A 22,404-nucleotide genomic window follows, 5' to 3' on the forward strand; every position below is an offset into this window, starting at 1 on the left:
GTAGCTCCTATGTCCCTCGACTCGCTGTATCAGGAAATCATCCTCGAGCACAACCGCAAGCCGCGGAATTTCCGCGTCATGCCGGATGCGAATCGCAGGGTCGAGGGCAACAATCCCCTGTGCGGCGATCAGGTGACGCTCTGGCTCAAGCTCGACGGCGACCGCGTGGCGGATGTGAGCTTCCAGGGACTCGGCTGCGCGATCTCCAAGGCCTCGGCCTCGATGATGACCGCCGCCGTGAAAGGCAAGACCGTGGCCCAGGCGAGGACGCTCGCGGAGCAGATGCACGACATGCTGACCGGCAGGCTCGATGTCGAGAAGGAACGCGAGTCGCTGGGATCGCTGGCCGCGTTGAGCGGTGTGTCGCGGTTCCCCATGCGGGTCAAGTGCGCGAGCATGGCGTGGCACGCCCTTGAGTCGGCGCTCGACGAGGGCAACGCGGCGGCCATCGTGCCGGGCTCACCCTCGTGAGCGACTTCCAGCCGGTGGCCGATCTTGCCGACCTGCCCGAGGGCGGGCTCATGGCCGTGAAGAACGCGGCGGGCGAGGCCGTCTGTCTGGCCAACGTGAAGGGTCACGTGTCGGCCATGGTCGATTGCTGCACCCATGCGGAGTTCCCGTTGTCGGACGGGGTAATCCACGCCGACGGGACCGTGGAGTGCGTGTGGCACGGCGCACGGTTCGACTGTGCCACAGGTGCGGCGTGCAAGGGCCCGGCGGTGGATGCCGTGATGACGTACGACGTGCGGGTCGAAGATGGGAAGATCCTGGTGGGGCCCAAGCGGCGCATCGGCGCCGAGGTGGCCGGATGACGACCCTCAAGGCCGTGGCGGCGGCGCAGGCCGAGTTCGCATCCCGACGGGCCGACTTCCCGCTGCTCGCGAAGAACCTCGGGCTGCACTATCTGGACTCGGCGGCCACGGCGCAGAAACCGGCCGTGGTGCTCGACGCCATTCGCGAGTACTACGAGACCGACTACGCCAATCCGCATCGCGGGGCGTACGATCTGTCGGCGCGGTCCACGGAGCGGTACGATCGCGCGCGGAAGCGCGTGGCGAAGTTCATCGGCGTGAAGGATGCCGACACGGTGATCTTCACGCGCGGCACCACCGAGTCGCTGAACCTCGTGGCGAGCGCCTGGGGGCGGGTGAACGTGAACGCCGGCGACGAGATCGTGATCACCGGCCTGGAGCATCACGCGAACTTCGTGCCCTGGCAGCAGCTGGCGATCGAGCGCGGGGCCGTGCTGCGGATCTGCGAGTTGACCGACGACGGGCGCATCGACCTGGCGCAGCTACGAGCGCTGGTGGGTGAGCGGACGCGGGTCGTGGCGTTCAGCCATGTGTCGAACGCGTTGGGGACGATCAATCCGGTGAAGGAGATCGCGGCCATCGCGCGGGCCGTCGGAGCACTCGTGGTATGCGACGGGGCGCAGGCAGCCCCGCATCTCGCGCTGAGCGTCGATGAACTGGGCGTGGATTTCTACGCGTTCAGCGGGCACAAGATGTGCGGCCCGATGGGGATCGGCGGGCTTGTGGGACGCCGTCCGATCCTGGAGTCGATGCCGCCGTATCAGATGGGCGGCGACATGATCGAGTTCGTGTACGACGACCGGAGCACGTGGAACGTACTCCCGCACAAATTCGAGGCCGGGACGCCGAACGTCGCGGGTGCGGTTGGGCTCGCGGCGGCTTGCGAGTATCTGGGCGGGATCGGAATGGCGGCGGTGCGGGCCCATGAGCAGGCGCTGCTGCAGATGGCGCAGGACATGCTCGGGGCGATCCCCGGCGTCAAGATCTACGGGCCGGCGTCAGTGGCCGATCGGAGCGGCGTGGCGAGTTTCACGCTCCACGGGGTTCATCCGCATGATCTGGCAACGATTCTGGATCAGGATGGGGTGTGCGTGCGGGCGGGGCATCACTGCGCACAGCCGTTGATGCGAAGGCTCAAGGTGCCGGCGACGGCGCGGGCGAGCGTGTACGTGTACAACGACGGTCGAGATATTGCCGCGCTCAGGGATGGTGTCACGAGGGCCAAGGCGCTGTTCGGCTGACGAGGCCCCGCTCCGTCAACACAGATGCACCGCGGTGGCCTTGAGCGCGGCCACCACCGGGACGCCAGGCGCCAACCCCAGTTCATCCGCCGAACGCGTGGTGATCGCCGCCACCAACTCCACGCCCCCCGCCGCGACGGTCACGTGCGTCAGGACGCCGAACGATGCGAGTTCCACCACCCGCGCGTCCAACTGATTGCGCATGGATGACTCCCGCCGCTCGGGAGAAAGCGCGATCTCGTCGGCACGGATCACGGCGTGCGCTTCGCCCTCGGGCATGTCGCTCACGGCGTGAAGCACCAGGGCGCCGCTCATGAATTCCACCACACGATCGGCCCCGTTCTCGCTCTCCACGCCGCGCACGCGGCCCGGCACCACGTTCTCGGCGCCGATGAACTCGGCCACGGCGGGCGACGCCGGACGCCGGAACAGATCGTCGGGCGAGCCCACCTGCAATACGCGACCCCGTTCGAGCAGCACCACGCGATGGCCGAGCCGTCCCGCCTCGTTGAAGTCGTGGGTCACGTGCAGCACGGTCATCTCACGCTCGGTGTGCAGCGCGCGCACTTGGCGCCGCACGACGATGCGCGTCCGCGGATCGAGCGCCGCGAACGGCTCGTCGAGCAGCAGAATGTCGGGCTCCGTGGCGAGCGCTCGGGCGAGCGCGACGAGCTGACGCTCACCCCCGCTCAGCGACCGCACGTCGCGCCGGAGCAGCGCGTCGAGGCCAAACCGCTTCACCATCTCGGCGGCCAGCCGCGCGTCATCGGCCCCATAAGCCACGTTGTCGGCTACGGAGAGATGCGGAAAGAGGTACGCGTGCTGGTACACGATGCCGATGCGCCGCAATTCCGGCGCCTGCTGGGTGACGTCGGCGCCGCGCAGCGAGACGGTGCCCGATACCACCGGCACGATGCCGGCGATCGTTTCGAGAAGCGTCGTCTTGCCCGACCCGGCCGGACCGATCACCACGCCATAAGTGCCCTGGTCGATATCGAACGACATCTCGCGCAGAGCGAATCCGCCCACCCTGGCGGTGACGCGGTCGAGCCGGATCATCCTCGGCGCTCCGGAAGCGAATCGGGAGCGTGCACCGTACGCAGCACGGTGATGGGGACGAGGGCCAACAGCACGAGCACGGCGGCCACCGGCAACGCGCTCTTGAGTCCGTAGGCGGTGAACCGCTCGTAGCTGAGCACGCTCGCGACCTTCGGATTGTAGGTCAGGACGATGATTGCCCCGAATTCACTGATCGCTCGGGCCCACATCACGACACCGGCCGCGAGGAGCCCGCGCGCCGCCAGTGGAAGCGTCACGCGCCGCACGGCGCGCCAGGGCGTGTCACCCAGCGTGCGGGCCACCGCTTCGAGCCGTGGATCCACCCGGTCGAACGCTTCGCGCGCTGCGCTCACCAGCAGTGGCGCCGACACGAACATCATCGCGCACACGATGCCGGTGCGCGACCCCGTGATCTCGAGCCCGGCGGTGAGCATCGCCTTGCCCAGCGGGGTATCGCGGCCGAGCAGCAGCAGGAGCGCGATGCCAGCCACGGGGTGCGGCACGACCAGCGGCAAGTCGAGCAGCGCCGCAACGAGGCCTCGGCCGCGAAATCGCTTGCGCGAAAGCGCGTACGCCAGCGGCACACCCCCCGCGGCGCCGAGCAGCGTGGCCAGCGTGGCCGCGACGAGGGTGAGCCAGAGCGAGGCTCTCAGCTCGGCGTCGCTGCCGAGGGCGCGCAGCCCCTGCAGCCCCCAACCGCCGACGATGCCGGCGAGCGGCGCCACGAGAAAGAGCAGCAGCAGCGACCCGCACGCCGCGGTGACGATCGTCGCCGCACGCTGTACGCCGCGGCCACGCTCAGGGCGTGACATGCGCCGTGACCTCGGGTGGAGCGCCGGTGCCCACCAGCCGCGGATTGGCAAGCATGGTCACGAACGCCTCCGCCATGTCGCGCCGGCCCGTTGCGCCGAGCAACTCGGCCACCCAACGGCGAGCGGCTGCGGGATGCGGCGCGCTGTCCGGAATGGCGAGCGCGTACAGGATGGGCTTCCCCCGCATCGTCACGGTGTCGCCGTTCGCCCCACGGACGCGTACCGACGCCGCGGCATACTGGCCGGCCATCGTGGGATCGCTGAGATCGATGGTGACGGGGAGCGACACATACGGGAAGTGATGCGCCCGCGCCACCGATTCGTAGTCGATGATGTAGTCCACTTCGCCGGCGTCGAGCAGCGCCGCCAGCTCGGCGGCGTTGGGCCGCATGTACCGTGGGCCGGCGTTGGCGAGGACGCGGGCGGCCAGTCCGGGACGGCGCATCGTCCGTTCGGCGAGCTGCAACATGATCAGGGCGCGGTAGCCCGCCGGCGCGATGGAAGGATCGGGACGGCCGATCGACACGCCCGGCGCGGCCAGCACGTCGGGCCAGTTGGCGGTGTTGATCCTGGCGCTGCCGCGCGACCGGTCGTTGTAGGCGATCACCATGCGGTTGTTGGCGAACGCCAGATACCAATGGACGTACTTGGGCATCAACGACGCAAGCACCTCGTAGTCGGCCAGCACCAGCACGTCGGGAATGCGGTGCAGCTCGGTGAGCTTGCGGGCGTGGTCCAGCGACCCGCCGATCTCGATCTGCGAAACCGTGCCGGTCGTTGCGGCGTAGGTATCGGCGAGCGTACGAAGTGGGCTGGCGAGGCTGGCCGCGGCGTACACGACCACCGTGTCGCGGCCGGCGGTCGCGGTGCCGGGTCGCGCCCCGTCACACGCCGTCGCCGCGGCGACGAGGAGCAATGCGAGGATCTGTCCGTTTCGAGTCATGATCGCTAAGTATGGCTCGGGCCCGCCCCCGTGCGCTATAATGGTCCAGGCTCCTTCCCTTTCCTCCCCTCCCGTCCATGTCTGATTTCGCGATCGACATCCGCCACGTGGTCAAGCGCTACGAGGAGCACGTCGCGGTGCGCGATTTCTCGCTCCAGGTGCCGCGCGGCGTGGTGTACGGCCTGCTCGGCCCCAATGGCGCGGGAAAGACCACCACCATCCGCATGGTGCTCGACGTCATCGAACCCGACGAGGGCTCGATCACCCTGCTCGGCCAGCCCGTGCGCGGCACGACAGTGCTGGATCGCGTGGGCTACCTACCCGAAGAGCGCGGCCTGTACAAGAAGATGCAGGTACGCCGCGTTCTGAAGTTCCTGGCCGAACTGAAGGGCGTGGACGGCCGCACGGCGGACGGGCGCATCGACGAGTGGCTGGAACGGCTGCAGCTCCGGACGCCCGAGAAGGACTGGGGGCTGGCCAAGATCGACGAACTCTCGCGCGGCATGCAGCAGAAGGTGCAGTTCATCAGCACGCTGTTGCACGACCCCGACGTCGTGATCCTGGACGAGCCGTTCAGCGGCCTCGACCCGATCAACGCCCAGGCGCTCAAGGACACGGTGATCGAACTCAAGCAGCGCGGCAAGACGGTGATCTTCAGCACGCACATGATGGACAACGCCGAGCGCATCTGCGATTCGGTGTGCATCATCGCGCGCGGCGAGAAGGTGCTGGACGGCCGGGTGGCCGACGTCAAGGCGGAGCACGGCGTGCGCAACGTGGCGCTGGCGCTGGATGGCGGGGCGCGCGATGCCGTGATGGCGGTGCTCGCCGACCGGTCGCTGGTGGCCAGGTACGACGATGAGAACCAGTACTTCGAAGTCGAGATGGCGGCGGGCGCCAATCCGCAGGATCTGCTGCAGCGCCTGGTGCGCGGCGGCGCGGCGCTCAGCCGGTTCGAACTCATACAGCCGTCGCTGCATCAGATTTTCCTCGATCGGGTCGGCGCCACGGACGTCGAGCCAGGGATGAGTGGCCATGGGTAAGACTCTCGTCGTGTTCAAGCGCGAGTACCTGGAGCGCGTACGATCCAAATGGTTCATCGTGGTCACCGTCCTCGGACCCGTGTTCATGGGCGTGATCACGGTACTCCCAGCCGTGCTGGCGGCGCGCGCGAGGTCGTCCCCGACATTGGCCAACGTCATCGTGCTCGACGCCACGAGCACGGACCTGGGGGCGCGCGTCGCCAAGTCGCTCGCGGCCACGGCGCCCACCAGTGCCGCACCGCGCGTGGAGACGCTGACGGCCGAGCAGTTGCCCGCCGCCGTGGATAGCGCCACGCAGGCGGTGATGCGCAAGGATGCCCAGGGCTATCTCGTGCTCGACGCGGGGACGATCGCCGGCACGTCCGCCACCTATGCGGGGCGGAACGCCGCGTCGCTGACCGATGTGGCCACCATCACGGCGATGGTGCGGCAGAACCTGCTCGACATGCGGTTGGAGAAGGAGGGCATCGACCCCGGCCGGGTAGCGACGCTCACCGCCGTGAAGCTCAACATGAAAACGGACAAGATCAGCGACAAGGGCATCGAGGCCGGCGGCGGCATGTCGAGCGTCGTGTTCGGATATCTCATCGCGTTCATTCTGTACTTCATGATCGCGATCTACGGACAGAACATCCTGCGCGGCGTCATGGAAGAGAAGACGACACGCGTGGCCGAGGTGGTGATTTCGAGCGTCAAGCCGGATGCGCTGCTGGCCGGCAAGATCCTCGGCGTGGGATCGGTGGCGCTCACACAGGTCTTCGTCTGGATTGCTGGCGGCGTGGCCATCTACGCGTTCCGTGGCCAGATCTTCGCCAAGTTCGGCATCCCGGCCGCCACCACGATGAGCGTCACGATGCCCACCGTACCGCTCGCCGTCGGGCTGGCGCTGCTGCTCTTCTTCATCTTCGGTTTCATGTTCTATGCGTCGCTGTTCGCCGCCGTGGGCGCGATGGTGAGCAACCAGGAAGACGTGCAGCAGGCGCAGATGCCGGTGATGCTACTGCTCGTCGGTTCGGTGATCTTCATGACACCGGTGCTCGCCAACCCGGCGAGCACGCTCGCCAAGGTCATGTCGTGGCTCCCCTTCTCGGCGCCGATCATCATGCCGATGCGGATGTCGCTCATCTCCATCTCGTGGACGGAGTTGGCGGCGACGCTGGCCGGCTTGGTGGTGGCGTGCCTCGTCGCGATCTGGGTGTCGGCCCGGATCTACCGGGTGGGACTGCTCATGTACGGCAAGCGGCCGTCATGGGGCGAGTTGGTGCGCTGGATCCGCATGGCCTGATCAGTCGTCCCGCGTGGCGATCGTGGTACGGTAGGCGGGCATGCCGTACAGCAAGACCACGATGGCCGCCGACATACCGGCCACGTTGGCGATGGCCAGCGAATAGCGTAGCGCCGCATCGGCGTGGAACACGTGATCGGTGATCAGCGCCACCAGCGTCGGCCCCAACGTGGACGACACGAGGCTGAGGACGAGGAAGTAGAGCGCCGATCCCTGCGCGCGCATGCGCGCCGGCACGATCTCGGCCGCCGACGCGCCGATCGCCCCCCACGGGAAGGCGGCGAAGAAGTTCACCACCACGAGCCAGGCCACGCAAAGGCCGGCCGTCGGCATCAACGGGTACGCGGTGGCCGAGACGAGCATTCCCACCGCACCGATCACTCCCACGCGGAGTGGTCCGTCAGTGTGCCCGCGACGCACGTACCAGTCGGCCACACGCCCGCCCGCGAGCACACCGGCAACGCCCACGGTCATGGTCAGCGCGCCCTGCACGGCGCCTGCCCGTGTTGCCGTCCATCCGTACGTGCGAATGAGAAAGGTGGCCAGCCACCCGGCGATGCCGTAGTTCACCATTGCCGAGAACGAGAAGCCGAGGCTCGTGCAGGCGAAGCTGCGCCCATGGCGACGCACGTAGGCAAAGAGCTCGGCCGTACTCGCGCCGTGCGCGTCGCGCTTCCTCGGCGGCTCCCGGACCGTGAAGAACAAGAGCGAGACCACCAACCCGGGCAGGCCTACGGCGAAGAACACGAGTTGCCACGGCCGCACCGCCCCGACCAGCGGCACGATCACCTGCCCGTGCGCCTCGAGCAACCCGACCATCGCCCCGCCGATCACATATGCCAACCCAGATCCCAGGAATATGCCGAGCGAGAACACGCTCATTGCCGTCCCCAATCGCTCGGGCGGGAAATAGTCGGGGATGAACGACGTCGCGGCCGGCACGAGCGTCGCTTCGCCCACGCCAACGCCGATGCGCGTGGTGAGTAAGCGACCAAAGCTGCCGGCCAGTCCGCACGCCGCCGTCATCACGCTCCAGATCGCCACCCCCCAACCCATGATCGCCTTGCGACTCGCCCGATCGGCCAGCCAACCAAGCGGCAGCCCCAAGACCGTATAGAACACGGAAAATGCGAGCCCCATGAGCAGGCTCACCTGGGTGTCCGAGATGGCGAGGTCGCGCCGAATGGGAACGACCAGCAGGCTGAGGATCTGCCGGTCCACGAACCCGCCCACGTTGGCCAGCGTGAGCACCCCCATCACATACCATGCGTAGCGCGTGGAATGCTGGGGGGGGGCTGCGGCGGTGGATTCCGGTTGGGACATTGGTGGGGAACGGGGTATGGGGCCCGGCGCTCGCTCAAGCTAGGTCGAGAGCTGCCCGGCACCAAGGGAGGCAGCGGGCCCCGCGGAGGGTATCCGGGCGACCCGTCGCCGGGTTCCGCGGGTGGCTATCTTGGGGGGTGACCATGCCCCGACTTCCCGGTCGTCACGCCGAAGGTGGCGGCCGCCGCGCACGGAGTGGCGCCTCGGCGGCCGCCGGCGCTTCAGCCGTCAAGAAACCCCTCGATCCCAAGCGTGCCTGGAGAGAGGCGCGTGAGCTGATCGCCGAACACCGGCGGTCGCTTGTCATCGGGTTGTCGCTGATGGTGGTGAGCCGGCTGGCGGGGTTCGTATTGCCCGGCAGCTCCAAATATCTGATCGACACGGTGATCGGCAAGCACCGGCCCGATCTGCTCATGCCGCTCGCGCTGGCTGTGGCCGGCGCCACCCTGCTACAGGCGATCACCTCCTTCTCGCTGTCGCAGGTGGTGAGCGTCGCCGGACAACGGGCCATCACCAACATGCGCAAGCGGGTGCAGGCCCACGTGCTGCGACTCCCCGTGTCGTACTTCGACTCCACGAAGACGGGCATCGTGATCTCGCGCGTCATGACCGACGCCGAAGGCGTGCGGAACGTGGTGGGCACGGGGATCATCCAACTGCTCGGTGGGCTGATGACGGCGCTGATCGCCATCACCGTCCTGTTCTATCTGAACTGGAAGCTCACCACGGCCACGCTGATCGTGCTGCTGACGTTCGGGGGGATGATGGCGTACGCCTTCCGCATGCTGCGGCCCTTGTTCCGTGAACGCGGCGCGATCAACGCCGACGTCACGGGCCGGCTGGCGGAGTCGATAGGCGGTATCCGCCTCGTGAAGGTGTACGTATCGGAACGGCGCGAGCGGAAGCTGTTCGCGGAGGGAGTGCACAAGCTGCTGCGGAACATCGCGCAGACGATCACCGGCACCTCGGCGGTGGGCTCGGGGACGACGGTGATCAGCGGCGTGATCGGCGTGCTGGTGATGGTGATCGCGGGGCGCGACGTGCTCAACGGCAAGATGACGCTGGGCGACCTGTTCATGTACGTGTACCTGGTGGGCCTGGTGGCGGCACCGCTGGTGCAGATCGCATCCATCGGCACGCAGATCTCCGAGGCATTCGCGGGGCTCGACCGCATTCGCGAGATCATGAACACGGCCACCGAGGACGCCGACGATGTATCGCGTCAGGCGGTGGACGACGTGGTCGGCGACGTGGAGTTCCAACACGTCTCGTTCGAATACGACCAGGACGTGCCCGTGCTGCGCGATGTGACCTTCAAGGCGCCCGCCGGTTCGACCACGGCGCTGGTGGGCTCGAGCGGGTCGGGCAAGAGCACGCTGATCGGGCTGGTCCAGGCGTTCTACCATCCCAAGGCGGGGCATATCCTCATCGACGGGCGCGACCTCCAGCGGCTGCGGTTGCACGACTATCGGGCGCAGCTGGGCGTGGTGATGCAGGACAATTTCCTGTTCGACGGAACGATTCGCGACAACATCGCCTTCGCCAAACCCGGCGCCACCGACACGGAGGTCGACCGCGTGGGGCGCATCGCGCACGTGGACGAGTTCGTGAGCCGGTTCGAACACAAGTACGACACGGTGGTCGGCGAGCGCGGGGTCAAGCTGTCAGGGGGGCAGCGCCAACGTGTGGCGATCGCCCGAGCGATTCTCGCCGATCCGCGCATCCTGATTCTCGACGAGGCGACGTCGAGCCTGGATAGCGAGAGCGAGGCGCTGATCCGTGATGGGCTGCGTTCCCTGCGCCGCGGGCGCACGACGTTCGTGATCGCGCACCGGTTGTCGACCATCGAAAGCGCCGACCAGATCCTGGTGCTGGAGCACGGACAGATCGTGGAGCGCGGCAGCCACGCGGAGCTGATGGCGCTCGCCGGCCGCTACCGCCAGTTGCACGACCGGCAGCACGGCCTCGAGACCGATCAGTACATCAATCCGGGCGAGGATTTCCTGCCCGCAGCGCCGTCGCCCCGCGAAGCCATAAAGCGTGGGCCCCAAACGTCCGGGTGAGACCCGGCCGTAGCCTGTTTGACGGATTCTTTCAGGATTCGTTAACAGGCGATTTCAGAGGCGAGAACGGTCAACGCCCCCTCGGCAATCCGCGTACGAATCACTAGAACGCGGTGCGCGCGTGCACCGGCCGTGAACGCCACCCCCGACTGCCCATGAAGAGCGCTCTCTGTATCGCCGCCCTGTTCCTCGCGGCCGCATTCTCCACCGCCTCCGCCCAGGGCGGATCGGTGGACATCATTCGGGGCCGCGTGACCGGTCCCGACGGACACCCGCTGGCCAACGTCACCGTCAACGTCCAGTCGATGACCGATGAGACGACCCGGTCGTCCCGCACGGGTGCGGACGGCCGGTTCACCGTGCTGTTCGCCGGCGGCGACGGCGACTACATGGTGAACTTCCTGTCGATCGGCATGGTGCCACTCAGCTTCGAGGTCCAGAAGACGAATGATGACGACGCGGTGATCCTCGCCAACGGCAAGATGGAGGCGGCACCGACGCAACTCGACGCGGTCCGCGTGAATGCGAATCGAGCGCGGCCCACCGTCGGCGACGAGAACCGGCCCGATATCGGTGGCGTGGAGCAGTCGATGAATTCGCAGGGCATTCCGATCGGGGCGCTCGGCGACCTGTCGGCGATGGCCGCCTACCTGCCAGGCGTGACCGCGATGTCCAACGCCGATGGGACGATGGGCTTCTCCGTGCTCGGGCTCGGCTCCGACCAGAACAACATCAGCCTCAACGGGCTGACCTTCGGAGGCACACTACCGCGCGACGTGCAGGTCAATGCGCGGCTGTCCACCACGACCTTCGATCCGTCTCGCGGCGGATTCAGCGGCGGCCAGGTCTCGGCTCGGACGTTCAGCGGGTCCAACTACATCAACCGCAGTCTTCACGTCACATTCGACAACCCGGATCTGCAATGGGCCAATCCCACGTCGCGGGCGCTGGGACAGCAATATGACGACGTCATCGCCAGCGGCGCGTTGAGCGGGCCGCTCATCTGGAACAAGCTGTTCTACAACACGTCGTTCCAATTCGGACGCCAGAGCAGCAACCTGCAGACCCTGCTCAACACGAACCAGTCGGCGCTCCAGAGCGTCGGCATCTCGCAGGACTCGGTCAATCAGCTGCTGGCGTACATGCAGGGCGCAGGGATTCCGGCCACGGTGGGCGCCGTGCCGTCCGACCGGCTCAACAATTCGGCCGGGGTATTCGCCCAGATGAGTTTCTCGCCCACGGGCACCGACACCTGGGGCATGCTGTTCAACGGCTCGTGGAACCAGTCGGGCGCCGCCTCGCTGAACACCTCGTCCGTCCCGGCCCACGGTGGCCAGTCGACGCGCCGGTCCGGGACGCTGCAGGTGACCCACGCCGGGTATTTCGGCTACGGATTCCTCGACGAGACGAGCGCCTCGCTGTCGGCCACCGCGTCGGATGCCAGCGCCTACCTGTTGTTGCCCGGAGCGAACGTGCTGGTGAGCTCCGTGCTGCCCGACGGCGCGTCCGGGGTCTCGACGCTCCAGTTCGGCGGCAACTCCGGCTATCCGCAGACCTCCACGAACTATCAATGGGAGTTCTCCAATGCGACGTCGTGGTTCAGCGACGACAATACGCACCGGATCAAGCTCACCGAAGACATCCAACTGAGCCGCTACATCCAGAACCAGAACGCGAACTCGCGCGGTACGTTCACGTTCAATTCACTGTCCGATCTCGAGGCCGGCATCCCCGCGTCGTTCACCCGCCGGTTGGCGCCAGCGTACAAGAGCGGCGACGTCGCAACGTACGCGATGTCGCTGGGCGACGCGTGGCGGCCGGTGGACGTGTTGCAGGTGCAGTACGGATTCCGCGCCGAGGGGAGCGAGTTCAGCACCACCCCGATGTACAACCCGCTCGTCGACAGCCTGTACGGTCTGCGCAACAACGTCGTGCCGAACGACATCACGATCAGCCCGCGGGTGGGCTTCAGCTGGCAGGTGGGGTCGGCGCCGCAGATCGAGGGATTCCGCGGGGCCTTTCATCCGCCGCTCTACGTGATCACGGGAGGCGTGGGTGAGTTCCGCAACAACCCGACCGCGACGTTGATCGCCAACGCGGTGGACCAGACCGGCCTGCCCAGCGCCGCCCAGCAGATCACCTGCGTGGGGAGCGCGGCGCCCACGCCGGACTGGGCGGCGTACGCCCAGAACGCGGCCAACATTCCGACCACGTGCGCCGGCGGCTCCACGGGCGTGTTCGCCAACTCGGCGCCCAACGTGGCGTTGTTCAGCCCGGACTACCGCACGCAGCGCAGTTGGCGCGGCAACCTCGGCATTCGCGGGCTGCTCACATCGCTGTTCAACGGCAACCTGACCTACACCTATTCGATCAACGACGACCAGCGCGGCTCGATCGACCGGAACTTCTCCGACGTGCCACAGTTCAGCCTGGCCAATGAGGACAATCGGCCGGTGTACGTCTCACCAGCCAGCATCGTGCCCTCCACCGGCGCCATCGCCGCCGGGTCGAACCGCGCGTCGTCTGACTTCTCGCAAGTCTCCGAAGCGGTGTCCGACCTGCGGTCGTACACCCAGGAACTCCAGTTCGGGATCTCGCCGCGCACGTTCAACTCCATCTTCAACTGGAGCCTGACCTACGTATACCGCGACACGAAGCAGTTGAGCCGCGGATTCGGTGACAACACGGCGGGCGATCCGTTGGCGCTCTTCTGGGGCAACACCGGGCCGCAGCATCAGGTCAACTTCAACACGTCGATCACACTCGGCGGCGCGGTGAATCTGACGACGTTCATCCGCGTCAGCTCCGGCAACCGGTTCACACCGAGCGTGGCAGGCGACATCAACGGCGATGGCTCCTCCAACGACCGGGCATTCATCTTCAACCCGGCCACGGCGAGCGACTCGGGCCTGCGCAGCGGCATGCAGTCCCTGCTCGGCAGCCTGTCGGGGAGCACGCGGCAGTGCCTCACCGCCCAGCTTGGCCAGATCGCCGGCCGCAACAGTTGCAGCGGACCGTGGGCGGTGCAGATGAGCGCGCTCAATATCCAGCTGGTGTCGGACCGCGTGCGGCTGCCCTCGCGGATGACCGTGGCGCTCAGCCTTGCCAACCCACTCACCGGGGTCGACGCGCTGGTGCATGGCGGCAGCAACCTGGCCGGGTGGGGGCAGCCTCCGGTGGTGGATCCGACCCTGCTCTACGTGCGTGGGTTCAATGCGACCACGAATGAGTTCCAGTACGAGGTCAATCCGCGGTTCGGCAACGCGCCCGCGGCACAGTTGGCCTCGTGGGCTCCATTCACCGCCACGCTGGACGTCAAGCTCGCGGTCGGACCCGATCGGAATCTCCAGCAGTTGGAGCAGTTGCTGCGCGGGAGCGGACCGGGTGGACGCGGGAATGGTTTTGGCGGGCGCGGCGGGCGCGGTGGTGGTTTCGGCGGTGGCCGGAGCGGCGCGCCCCCAGGCCGCCCCACCGAAACGCAGATCAAGGCCCGCTACGTGCGTGGCTATCCGAACCCGATGGACCAGATGCTGCGCCAGAAGGATCCGCTCAAACTCACCGACGTGCAGACCGACAGCCTCATCAGGATGAACAAGCAGTTCACGGCGGCGGTGGACTCCATCTGGACGCCGATCTCCAGGTACCTGGCCGCGCTGCCGCAGGAGTTCGACGTCACGGAGGCGTTCACCCACGTGAGCACCGGGCAGAACGCCACCATCGATCTGCTGCTCGCGTATGCGCCGCGGGTCAAGGCATTGTTGACGCCGGATCAGTTCCGGCAGCTGCCGACCTTCCTGGCGGCCTTCCTGGATCCGCAAACGCTGCGCGAACTACGCCCGGGCATGGCGTTCGGATTCGGCGGGTTCGGCGGTGGCGGCGGCGGGATGGGAGGGGGCGGGGGTGGTGGCGGTGGTGGGCGCGGCGGCCGCGGGGGCTGAGCGCGAACGGATCACTGAGGACTGCGCGAACCGCACCCGGCCTGCTGCCGGGTGCGGCAGGGCAGGACCACCGTCACCCACAGTGCTCGTCGAACGCGCCCACGAGATCCTTCGCGATCTCCGCTGCCGGCCGCCCTTCGATCTGCCAGCGCTCCAGCATGAACACCAGCTTCCCGTCCTTCAGTAACGCGATCTGCGGCGACGACGGCGGGTACCCGGTGAAATAGCTCCTCGCGCGGGCCGTGGCGTCGGCATCCTGGCCCGCGAACACGGTGGCCAGGTGCGCCGGCTTCACCGCGTGACGGATCGCCATCGCTGCTGCCGGACGCGCATTGCGCGCCGAGCAGCCGCACACGGAATTCACCACGACGAGCGTCGTGCCCGTGGCGTCCTTGACCGCGGCGTCCACTTCCTGCGGCGTGCGCAGTTCACGGAAGCCAATCCCGGTGAGTTCGGCGCGCATCGGCGCCACCAGTTCTTCGGGGTACATGGTCGGGGCCGTGCGAAGATTCAGACTCATGATTCCACTCCGTTAGGATTCGTCGCGCACCAGCGCGAGTATCGCTTGCTGCGGGACGACGAGGTACCGCTCGCCCTCGAACGTGATCTCCACCGCCGCCTTGCGGAAGAACAGCGCATAGTCGCCTTCGCGCGCCTGCATCGGTACGAATCGCGTCTCGCGCATGGGCGCCCGCCAGGGCTCGTCGGACCCCGCGTCGGGACTCGGTAGCGGAAGGCCGGGACCGGTGGCCACGATCGTGCCGCCCTGCACCGCTTGGTTGTCCACGGCGGTCGGCGGCAGGTACAGCCCGACGTTCGTCCGCTCCTCGCCTTCTTCGACCTTGACCAGCACGCGGTCGCCGACGACGATCAGTTCCTTGTCCTTGCGGTGCATGGGGGGAATATAATCGTCCCCGCCGATCTCTACGGCGAGGGCTGGTCCAACACGGCATCCAGCCGGTCGAGCGCCTCGGCCAGATTGGCGCGGCCGAAGCCGAGGCGCACTTCGTGGCTGGCGGCATCGAACACGGTGCCTGGCAGGAGCAGCACCCCGGACCGCTCGAGCACGCGCGCGCAGAAGGCATCGACGTCCCCCGCGACCAGCGTAGGAAAGGTCACCGAACCGGCCTGCGGCGGCACCCAGCGCAGCAGGCCGGACCGCCGCGTGAAGAACCCGCGCAGGAGCCCAAGATTGGCCGTGACGATAGCGCGGTTCCGCGCCAAGATCGCCTCGCCGGCACCCAGCGCCACCGCGGCCAGCAGTTCGCTCGGGGCGCTGTTGCAGATCGTCGTGTAGTCCTTGATCTCTGCCGCGGCAGACAGGATGGCCGCATCGCGGGAGGCCAGCCACCCGATCCGCAGCCCGGCCAACCCATAGGCCTTGGACAGGACGCCCAGCGATACCCCACGCTCATAGGCGTCGCACATCGCGGGGAGACGGTCGGCCGGCGCGTATTCCAGCCCGCGATAGACCTCGTCCGACAGCACCACGAGGCCGTGACGGCGGGCGAAGGCAACGATGGCCTCGAAGATGGGCCGGGCGAAATGGTGGCCCGTGGGGTTGTGTGGCGAGTTGACGATGAGCAGCCGCGTGTTGGGGCGGACCAGGCGCGCGAGGTCGGCCGGATCGGGGGCCCAGGTGGTCGGGTCGGCCTGCCAGGCCGAGACCTCGGCGCCGGCGGCTCGGGGGAGTTCGAACAGCGATTGGTAGCACGGCCACTGGACGATGGCATGGTCGCCGGGGCCCAGCGTGGCGTTCACGAGCGTGAAGACGCCTTCCTGGGCGCCCGCGTGGACCAGCACGCCACCCGCCGGCAAGGCCTCGTACAGGGCCGCGATGGCGGAACGCAGGGTGGGATGGCCGCTGCTTTCTGTGTAACCCAGACGAAGGGCGAGCAGCCGCTGCGTGGCCTCCCTTCCCGGGCTCATGGCCAGCAGGTCGCCAACGCTCAGCGTTTCGCAGTCGGATCCCGACAGCAGGTAGGGGGCCGAGAATTCCCGATCTGCGAAGTACCGCTCGAGCCGGAACGCGACGGGGCGCATGGTGGCGGCGCTAGGAACCGGCGGCGCGTTCGCGCTCGTGCTTCTCGTGCAGTTCCGTGGCGACGATGGTCCGGCGCACGACCGTGACGATGACGGCGAGGAGCGCCGCCCATGCGCAGATCGCCAGTTCCCGCGTCCAGAAGGCGGTCACCGCCATGCCGGGCCAGTCGTCGAACCCGGCCCTCGCGGTGCCCGTGGGTTCCCGGTGGGCCCAGATGAGGAGCACGCTCGTGGTCATCTCTCCCACCACGACCGCGAAAGCGAAGGCGGGAGCCCGCCAGAACCACTTCTTGAGCGGGTAGTTGGCCAGGTGGGCGGTCGCCATGGCGCACACGAATGCAACCCCGAGGGCCAAGGTGCCGCCAAAGTAGAGCCAGCTCGCGGTCCCGTGGGTGAGAGCGACCGACCGGTACAGACGGAGCACGATCCCCGTGATGAGGCCCGTTTCAACGAGGTTGAAGGAGAGCCGCCGGAAGGCCTTGGACTCCTCCAACCGTAGCTCGATGGGGTGACGCGGGAAGAAGGTTGCCATGAGCGCTCGCGTTCCTCGTCTTGGACACTCGTCGAGGAGAAAGGGATCGACACGGGGGCCGCCCGCGTCTGGAACTTACGGGATTCGATCCGATCCGTGAACCGGCGTCGTCCGGGCGTCGTCGAACGGCCGTCCTTGAATGACGGCCGTCACCGATGCTTCGAGGCGCTCGAAGGTGAATGGCTTGGCCAGCATCGGCTGCCGCATGGCCACGCGGTTGGTGGCCGTGACCACGTCGCCGGTGATGAAGACCGTTCGCCGGGCCAGGCCCGGCCGTTCCAGATTCAACCGGCTGTGGAACGCCAACCCATCCATGCCCGGCATGTGGATGTCGCATACCACGGCGTCCACATTCGTGTTGCGCATGATGTCCAGCGCCGCCTCGGCGCTGGGCGCCGTGATCACCGTGAATCCGCGCGTCTGCGAGTACGCCAACACACCGGCGCAGAGGGCGGCTTCGTCGTCCACGAACAACAGGCGGATGCCGGCGATGGGCGAGCGCAGAACGAGCGGCGACTCCGGGGCGACCCCGCTGGCCACGGCCGCTTGGGCCGCCGGGAGCGACACGCGGAACGTGGTGCCGCGCGGTGACGAGTCGGCGAGTTCGATGCGGCCCTTGTGTTCGGTGACGATGCCGTAGCTCACGCTGAGGCCAAGTCCCGTGCCTTCGCCTTCCTTCTTTGTCGTGAAGAACGGCTCGAACACGCGGGACCGGACGTCATCCGGAATGCCGGCTCCCGTGTCGCTCACCTCGAGCACCACCTCGCCGCCTGTTGATCGCGTGGCGACGGTGAGCGTGCCGCCCTCCGGGGCCATGGCCTGGGTCGCGTTGGTGATGAGATTGAGGCACACTTGCTGCAGCTGTCGCGCGTCGCCGATCACGGCCGGCAGCCCTTCGTCGAGCGATTGCTGTACGGCCACGTGGTGGGACGACACACGATCGGCACGCATCCGCAACGTGCGGGCCACGACGAGGTTCAGGTCCAGCGGCTCGTGCCTCGGCTCGCTGCGGCGGGCGAAGGCGAGCAGGTCCTTGACCACGGCACTGGCGCGCAGCGTCTCGGCGCGAATCACCTCGACCTGTTCGCGAACGGCGCCGTCCACCTGCGGATCGCGCAGCAGGAGCTGGGCATAGGCGCTGATGCTGCTCAGCGGATTGTTCAGTTCGTGCGCCACGCCGGCCACGAGTTCACCCACCGCGGCCAGCCGATCCGTCTGCATGAGCCGCATCCGCATATCGCGTTCCGCCGTCACGTCGCGCGCCACGACGAGCACGCTCGGAGGGTCGGCCTCCGGCAGCAAGCTGGCGGCCAGCGACACGAGATGCGCGGGCTCGCCGGCCGTGCGCCCGAAGGTGATCTCCAAGCGGGCCGGGCGTCCCTGAAAGGTCGCGGCGAGCGCTTCATCGAGGGGCGCGCGATCCTGCTCCGCCACCAGTTCGTTGAGCCGACGCCCGACCATGCGCACGGCGTCCACCCCGATGATCCGCGCCGCCGCGTCGTTGGCTTCGCGAATCCGGCCACTGCCCAACACCGTGAACACGGCATCGGGCGCAGACCGGAACAGGGTGCGGAACCGCCACTCGGCGCGGCGAAGCGTCTCCACCAACTCGGTATTCTCCAACGCCACGTTGAGCAGGTCGCTCATCGCTTGCACGCGCGACAGCGTGACCTGGTCGAACGGATTCTCGTTCCGCCGGGAGAGCACCACCGCGCCCACGCGCTCGCCGCGCCTCGAGATGGGAAGCACAGCCAGGCTGCGCGGGCCGTCCCCGATCGCCGGGTGCACCGCCAACCCGGTAGGCCCGGCGCCTCTCGTCCGGTCGTCGCTCAGCCACGCACGCCCGGTCCGGACGACCTGCCCCATGACCGTATCGGACGCCCGCACCTGCGAGCCCACCAGCTCGACCAGCCCACCGCGCGCGATCGGGAGGCGCACGATGCCATCCTCACCAATGAGACCGATCGCCGCCCCGTCGGCCTGCGCGACGTCGCTCGCCGCGTCCACGAATCGTTCGAGCACCCGCCGCGCATCGAGCTCGAGTGCGATCTGTTGGCCCAGGCGCCACATCCGCTGGAGGACTCGCTGCGCATCCTCCAGTTCGGCTGTGCGCATCGCGACGCTCGCTTCGAGCGTGGTGGCGAACGTGCGCTCGGCCACGACACTGCGCTCCAGCGCTTCGGCCGCGCGGTGCTGCGCCACGAGCGCGGCGTGCGCGTAGAGCGGGAGCAGCGCATTGAGCGTGGCCACGATGATGGCCTTCTCCGTGCGACCCACGAGCGACAGCGCCTGGGCGAGCCCCGAGGCCGGCATCAGACGGCCGACGATCTCGGCCACCACCAGCAGCGCCGCCGCCGCGGCCATGCCGGCGAAGAGTTCGCGCGACACCCGCCGCATACGCGACGCCACGCCGCCGGCCGCCAGCGCGAACACGGCGAGCGCGATGAGGAACGTGGCGTTCAGGAGTCCCTGGAGATGCCACCACGAGGTGGCCAGCAGCGCCCCGAGCGTGGCGACGCAGGCCAACTGCGACAGGGCGATCAGGGACTCGATGCGGTTGGACAGGGGCGACCAACGGATCATGTGGCTCCCCGCGGCGGAAGACGACCCGAGTCCAACCCGGCGTCAGGTCAGAAACTCGTGGAGCAACGAGTGAAAGTGGTGTACGCCATTCTCGCGCTTGGCGGAGTAGCGGCCCCGGTCATAGACGCGCGACCGCAGGTTGCGTTGCACGATCTCGCAGATCGCGATGTCCTCGTCCTGGATCTCGTCGCTGAACGCCACCAACCGGCTCCACCGCTCGTCGGTCGCCGGGTTGGCCGGAGGATTCGTGGCGAACCATTCGAAGACCACTCGCGTGCGGTCGTGCGCCAGCGGGAGCACCACGTTCGTCTGCATCTGCCCCATGTAGATGTTGAGCATGACATTGGGAAAGATCCAGACGTAGAACGCTTCGGGCACCTCGCTCGCCTGGGGAACGTACTTGCGGTCGCCGCCGGCCGACGGCACCGGGCGCAGCGGGGCATGTTGGAAGGACGAGTACCGGTGCGGCTCTACCCGGTACTGATCGTAATCCAGTTCCTTGTGCAGTCCCGGGTGCACCACCGGCACGTGGTAGCCCTCGAGGTAGTTGTCGACGTACACCTTCCAGTTGCAGGCGAGATCGTACTCCTTGCGCATCACGTAGCGCATGGACTCGCAGTGGAAGGGTGCCACGCGCGCCGGGATGTCTTCGAGCACCTCGGCGAGCGGCGGGGCCTTGCCGTCGAGGTTCACGAATACGAGCGGACCCCACGTGGCCACCGCCACCGGAACGAGGTGCATCTCGTCCGGGTGGAACCCCAGCACCCCTTCCATCTCCGGCGCCCGCAGCAGCGCCCCCGACAGCGAATAGGTCCACCCGTGATAGCGGCACTGCAGCGTCTGGCGGCGTCCACACCCCTGGGCCACCGGCCCGGCGCGATGCAGGCAGACGTTGTGGAACCCGCGCAGACCTTCGCCGTCGCGCACGATCACGACGGAGTCGTTCCCGACCTCGGTGGTGACGTAGTCGCCGACCTCCGCCAGTTGCTCCGCACGACCCACGAGCTGCCAGCTGTGCGCGAACACCCGCTCGCGTTCCAGCTCGAGGTAGACCGGATCGTTGTACAGTCGCGCTGGCACGGTCGCGGCCTTGGCAATGTCGGGGTCGAACGGGAACACCAGGGGCAAGAGAACCTCAGGTCATCGAATCACGTGGAACAACCGCCCCCACCGAATATCGGTGAGGAACGAGAGTGGCCGGTCGCTCGTCTGGCCATCGCAGTCGTTGAGCCCGCCGGGGCTTGGCCGGTACGAGTAGTACACGAACATTGGCCGTCCGCGGATGTTGGCGCGCGGGACCACGCCCCAGTAGCGGCTGTCCTTGGAGCAGTAGCGATTGTCGCCCATCATGAAATAGTCGCCCGGAGGCACGAGGAGCGGGCCCCAATTATCGTGCGTCGGGTCGGCGGGCGCCGAGCCGAAGCGCGTGTTTTCGAGTGCGATCCGCTTCTGCCAGTCGAACAGCGACGACGTCTCGTCGGGCGACGACTGCGCGGGATCGCCCGTGTAGGCAGCGGCGCCGAATCCCTGCCGCCGAGCGAGTCCGTTCACGTATACGACGCCCTTGCGCATGTAGATCGTGTCCCCGGGTGCGCCGATGAGACGCTTCACGAGAGTGGGCGTGGGATCGTTGCCCCGCGCGGCCTCGTCGGCCTGGTACGGCGACACGAACACGACCACGTCGCCCCGGTGGGGACTGGAATAGCCCGGCAGGTGGATGTCGCTGAATGGCAGCGCGGGCCCGTATACCGCCTTGTTCACGAACAGCCAATCGCCCACGAGCAGCGTCGGGATCATGCTCCCCGAGGGGATCTTGTACGCTTCCACGAGGAATGTGCGAATGAAGAAGTAGATCAGCAGTGCCCCGGCGAGCGATTTGGCGTTCTCCCACAGCCAGTGGAGCCAACTCGAGCCAGACTTGCGGCCGCGACTGTTGCGCGCCGCGGCGACGACGTTGGGCGCCTTGGCGGATCTGGACGACTTGCCGGACTTCGAAGACTTGGCCACGCGAGATGGGACGAGAGTGTGAATGGCGGCCGGGGGCCGCCGGTCGGGAGCGCCGCGGCTGGACTCGGCGGCGCACCGGGCACGATGGGAATCTACGACACCCTACGGCGCGGGCCAGGCGGGGGTTCCCGGCGCGATCGCTGACGCCAGACACAACAAAGGGCGCGCCGTGAGCGCGCCCTCGCTGTATCGAATCGAAGCGACCTACTTGAGGTGCTTGCCGACGAGCTTGGTCATCTCGAACATCGAGACCTTGCCCTTGCCGCCGAACACCGCCTTCAGGTTCGCGTCGGCGTTGATCATGCGACGCTCTTTGGCATCCTGCAGGCCGTTCTTCTTGATGTACACCCAGAGCTTCTTCGTCACTTCGGTGCGCGGGATCGGAGTCGAACCCACGACGGTGGCGAGCATCGCATCCGGCTGCACGGGCCTCATGAACGCGGCGTTTGGTTTGCGCTTCGCCTTCTTTTTCGGCGCGGCCTTCTTCGCCGGCTTCTTCGCCTTCTTCACGGTCTTCTTGGCGGCTTTCTTCGCGCCCTTCTTCGCGCTCTTCTTCGCCTTTTTTGCAGCCATGTGGTCTCTCCTGGAATTGTGAAACGGAAGGTGCTCTCAGAGGGAACCGCTGTCCGTCGCGCCGTAAGGTAAAACACTCCGTACGGGATGCAATAGGAAACTTCCCGCGTTTCCCCTCTGACGCGAGCCCGTTTTCCCTCGGAGAAT

General features: G+C 67.5%; 19 protein-coding genes. 7 read left to right on the plus strand and 12 right to left on the minus strand.

Features of this window, described 5'->3' with window-relative positions; genetic code table 11:
* Nucleotides 1-9: 9 nt before the first annotated feature.
* The 3 genes from VNF92_13290 to VNF92_13300 are packed head-to-tail and all read left to right on the plus strand — an operon-like array spanning nt 10 to nt 2,053.
* Nucleotides 10-471: an SUF system NifU family Fe-S cluster assembly protein gene (locus tag VNF92_13290; GenBank protein HVA58850.1), complete on the plus strand. Its 462-nt coding sequence runs from the start codon at nt 10-12 to the stop codon at nt 469-471.
* On the plus strand, nt 468-812 hold the full coding sequence (locus tag VNF92_13295) for a Rieske (2Fe-2S) protein (GenBank protein HVA58851.1): 345 nt from the start codon (nt 468-470) through the stop codon (nt 810-812). The genes VNF92_13290 and VNF92_13295 overlap by 4 nt, the downstream gene beginning before the upstream one ends.
* Complete coding sequence (locus tag VNF92_13300; protein ID HVA58852.1) at nt 809-2,053, plus strand: SufS family cysteine desulfurase; 1,245 nt, start codon at nt 809-811, stop codon at nt 2,051-2,053. Before VNF92_13295 ends, VNF92_13300 begins: the two co-directional genes overlap by 4 nt.
* 15 nt (nt 2,054-2,068) lie before the next feature.
* Here VNF92_13300 and VNF92_13305 read toward each other — a convergent pair whose 3' ends face one another.
* Genes VNF92_13305 through VNF92_13315 form a run of 3 tightly spaced genes read right to left on the minus strand, consistent with a single transcriptional unit; the run spans nt 2,069 to nt 4,867 of the window.
* A complete protein-coding gene (locus tag VNF92_13305) occupies nt 2,069-3,112 on the minus strand; it encodes an ABC transporter ATP-binding protein (GenBank protein HVA58853.1) in 1,044 nt (347 codons plus the stop codon).
* Entirely contained in the window at nt 3,109-3,924 is an 816-nt protein-coding gene (locus VNF92_13310; protein HVA58854.1) for an ABC transporter permease, read from the minus strand. Before VNF92_13310 ends, VNF92_13305 begins: the two co-directional genes overlap by 4 nt.
* Nucleotides 3,911-4,867 (minus strand): extracellular solute-binding protein, encoded by a 957-nt coding sequence (locus VNF92_13315; protein ID HVA58855.1) that lies wholly within the window; start codon nt 4,865-4,867, stop codon nt 3,911-3,913. Before VNF92_13315 ends, VNF92_13310 begins: the two co-directional genes overlap by 14 nt.
* Before the next feature lie 77 nt (nt 4,868-4,944).
* Between VNF92_13315 and VNF92_13320 the strand changes: the two genes are divergently transcribed.
* Together VNF92_13320 and VNF92_13325 are read left to right on the plus strand one after the other, a co-directional pair.
* Nucleotides 4,945-5,910, plus strand: a complete 966-nt coding sequence (locus tag VNF92_13320; protein ID HVA58856.1) for an ATP-binding cassette domain-containing protein — start codon at nt 4,945-4,947, stop codon at nt 5,908-5,910.
* The gene (locus VNF92_13325) at nt 5,903-7,195 is read left to right on the plus strand and encodes an ABC transporter permease (GenBank protein HVA58857.1); all 1,293 of its coding nucleotides are present in this window, start codon (nt 5,903-5,905) and stop codon (nt 7,193-7,195) included. Before VNF92_13320 ends, VNF92_13325 begins: the two co-directional genes overlap by 8 nt.
* Here VNF92_13325 and VNF92_13330 read toward each other — a convergent pair whose 3' ends face one another.
* A complete protein-coding gene (locus tag VNF92_13330) occupies nt 7,196-8,518 on the minus strand; it encodes an MFS transporter (GenBank protein HVA58858.1) in 1,323 nt (440 codons plus the stop codon).
* Between the two features lie 143 nt (nt 8,519-8,661).
* On the opposite strand from VNF92_13330, the gene VNF92_13335 reads away from it, so the two are divergent.
* The gene (locus VNF92_13335; protein ID HVA58859.1) at nt 8,662-10,581 is read left to right on the plus strand and encodes an ABC transporter ATP-binding protein; all 1,920 of its coding nucleotides are present in this window, start codon (nt 8,662-8,664) and stop codon (nt 10,579-10,581) included.
* Nucleotides 10,582-10,736: 155 nt separating this feature from the next.
* A complete protein-coding gene (locus tag VNF92_13340) occupies nt 10,737-14,519 on the plus strand; it encodes a carboxypeptidase-like regulatory domain-containing protein (GenBank protein ID HVA58860.1) in 3,783 nt (1,260 codons plus the stop codon).
* A 73-nt stretch (nt 14,520-14,592) separates the two neighbouring features.
* On the opposite strand, the gene VNF92_13345 is transcribed toward VNF92_13340, so the two are convergent.
* The 8 genes from VNF92_13345 to VNF92_13380 form a co-directional block, all read right to left on the minus strand.
* Nucleotides 14,593-15,039: a BrxA/BrxB family bacilliredoxin gene (locus VNF92_13345; GenBank protein HVA58861.1), complete on the minus strand. Its 447-nt coding sequence runs from the start codon at nt 15,037-15,039 to the stop codon at nt 14,593-14,595.
* Between the two features lie 12 nt (nt 15,040-15,051).
* Nucleotides 15,052-15,414, minus strand: coding sequence for a co-chaperone GroES family protein (locus VNF92_13350; GenBank protein HVA58862.1), 363 nt, complete (start codon nt 15,412-15,414; stop codon nt 15,052-15,054).
* Nucleotides 15,415-15,443: 29 nt separating this feature from the next.
* A complete protein-coding gene (locus VNF92_13355) occupies nt 15,444-16,562 on the minus strand; it encodes an aminotransferase class I/II-fold pyridoxal phosphate-dependent enzyme (GenBank protein HVA58863.1) in 1,119 nt (372 codons plus the stop codon).
* Between the two features lie 10 nt (nt 16,563-16,572).
* Nucleotides 16,573-17,094, minus strand: coding sequence for a hypothetical protein (locus VNF92_13360; protein ID HVA58864.1), 522 nt, complete (start codon nt 17,092-17,094; stop codon nt 16,573-16,575).
* Between the two features lie 75 nt (nt 17,095-17,169).
* Nucleotides 17,170-19,677: an ATP-binding protein gene (locus VNF92_13365; protein HVA58865.1), complete on the minus strand. Its 2,508-nt coding sequence runs from the start codon at nt 19,675-19,677 to the stop codon at nt 17,170-17,172.
* Between the two features lie 42 nt (nt 19,678-19,719).
* The gene (locus VNF92_13370; GenBank protein HVA58866.1) at nt 19,720-20,796 is read right to left on the minus strand and encodes an SRPBCC family protein; all 1,077 of its coding nucleotides are present in this window, start codon (nt 20,794-20,796) and stop codon (nt 19,720-19,722) included.
* Nucleotides 20,797-20,817: 21 nt separating this feature from the next.
* A complete protein-coding gene (gene lepB, locus VNF92_13375) occupies nt 20,818-21,684 on the minus strand; it encodes a signal peptidase I (protein HVA58867.1) in 867 nt (288 codons plus the stop codon).
* Nucleotides 21,685-21,888: 204 nt separating this feature from the next.
* A complete protein-coding gene (locus VNF92_13380) occupies nt 21,889-22,257 on the minus strand; it encodes an SWIB/MDM2 domain-containing protein (GenBank protein HVA58868.1) in 369 nt (122 codons plus the stop codon).
* Nucleotides 22,258-22,404 lie beyond the last annotated feature (147 nt).

Source organism: Gemmatimonadaceae bacterium (genome assembly GCA_035533015.1).
Classification (GTDB): Bacteria; Gemmatimonadota; Gemmatimonadetes; order Gemmatimonadales; family Gemmatimonadaceae; genus JAGWRI01.

What these genes read in the sequence shown, in the direction of transcription:
- VNF92_13290 (HVA58850.1), top strand. Translation starts at nt 10, where the DNA reads ATGTCCCTCGACTCGCTGTATCAGGAAATCATCCTCGAGCACAACCGC.
- VNF92_13300 (HVA58852.1), top strand. Translation starts at nt 809, where the DNA reads ATGACGACCCTCAAGGCCGTGGCGGCGGCGCAGGCCGAGTTCGCATCC.
- VNF92_13305 (HVA58853.1), bottom strand. Translation starts at nt 3,112, where the DNA reads ATGATCCGGCTCGACCGCGTCACCGCCAGGGTGGGCGGATTCGCTCTG.
- VNF92_13310 (HVA58854.1), bottom strand. Translation starts at nt 3,924, where the DNA reads ATGTCACGCCCTGAGCGTGGCCGCGGCGTACAGCGTGCGGCGACGATC.
- VNF92_13315 (HVA58855.1), bottom strand. Translation starts at nt 4,867, where the DNA reads ATGACTCGAAACGGACAGATCCTCGCATTGCTCCTCGTCGCCGCGGCG.
- VNF92_13320 (HVA58856.1), top strand. Translation starts at nt 4,945, where the DNA reads ATGTCTGATTTCGCGATCGACATCCGCCACGTGGTCAAGCGCTACGAG.
- VNF92_13325 (HVA58857.1), top strand. Translation starts at nt 5,903, where the DNA reads ATGGGTAAGACTCTCGTCGTGTTCAAGCGCGAGTACCTGGAGCGCGTA.
- VNF92_13330 (HVA58858.1), bottom strand. Translation starts at nt 8,518, where the DNA reads ATGTCCCAACCGGAATCCACCGCCGCAGCCCCCCCCCAGCATTCCACG.
- VNF92_13335 (HVA58859.1), top strand. Translation starts at nt 8,662, where the DNA reads ATGCCCCGACTTCCCGGTCGTCACGCCGAAGGTGGCGGCCGCCGCGCA.
- VNF92_13340 (HVA58860.1), top strand. Translation starts at nt 10,737, where the DNA reads ATGAAGAGCGCTCTCTGTATCGCCGCCCTGTTCCTCGCGGCCGCATTC.
- VNF92_13345 (HVA58861.1), bottom strand. Translation starts at nt 15,039, where the DNA reads ATGAGTCTGAATCTTCGCACGGCCCCGACCATGTACCCCGAAGAACTG.
- VNF92_13350 (HVA58862.1), bottom strand. Translation starts at nt 15,414, where the DNA reads ATGCACCGCAAGGACAAGGAACTGATCGTCGTCGGCGACCGCGTGCTG.
- VNF92_13355 (HVA58863.1), bottom strand. Translation starts at nt 16,562, where the DNA reads ATGCGCCCCGTCGCGTTCCGGCTCGAGCGGTACTTCGCAGATCGGGAA.
- VNF92_13360 (HVA58864.1), bottom strand. Translation starts at nt 17,094, where the DNA reads ATGGCAACCTTCTTCCCGCGTCACCCCATCGAGCTACGGTTGGAGGAG.
- VNF92_13365 (HVA58865.1), bottom strand. Translation starts at nt 19,677, where the DNA reads ATGATCCGTTGGTCGCCCCTGTCCAACCGCATCGAGTCCCTGATCGCC.
- VNF92_13380 (HVA58868.1), bottom strand. Translation starts at nt 22,257, where the DNA reads ATGGCTGCAAAAAAGGCGAAGAAGAGCGCGAAGAAGGGCGCGAAGAAA.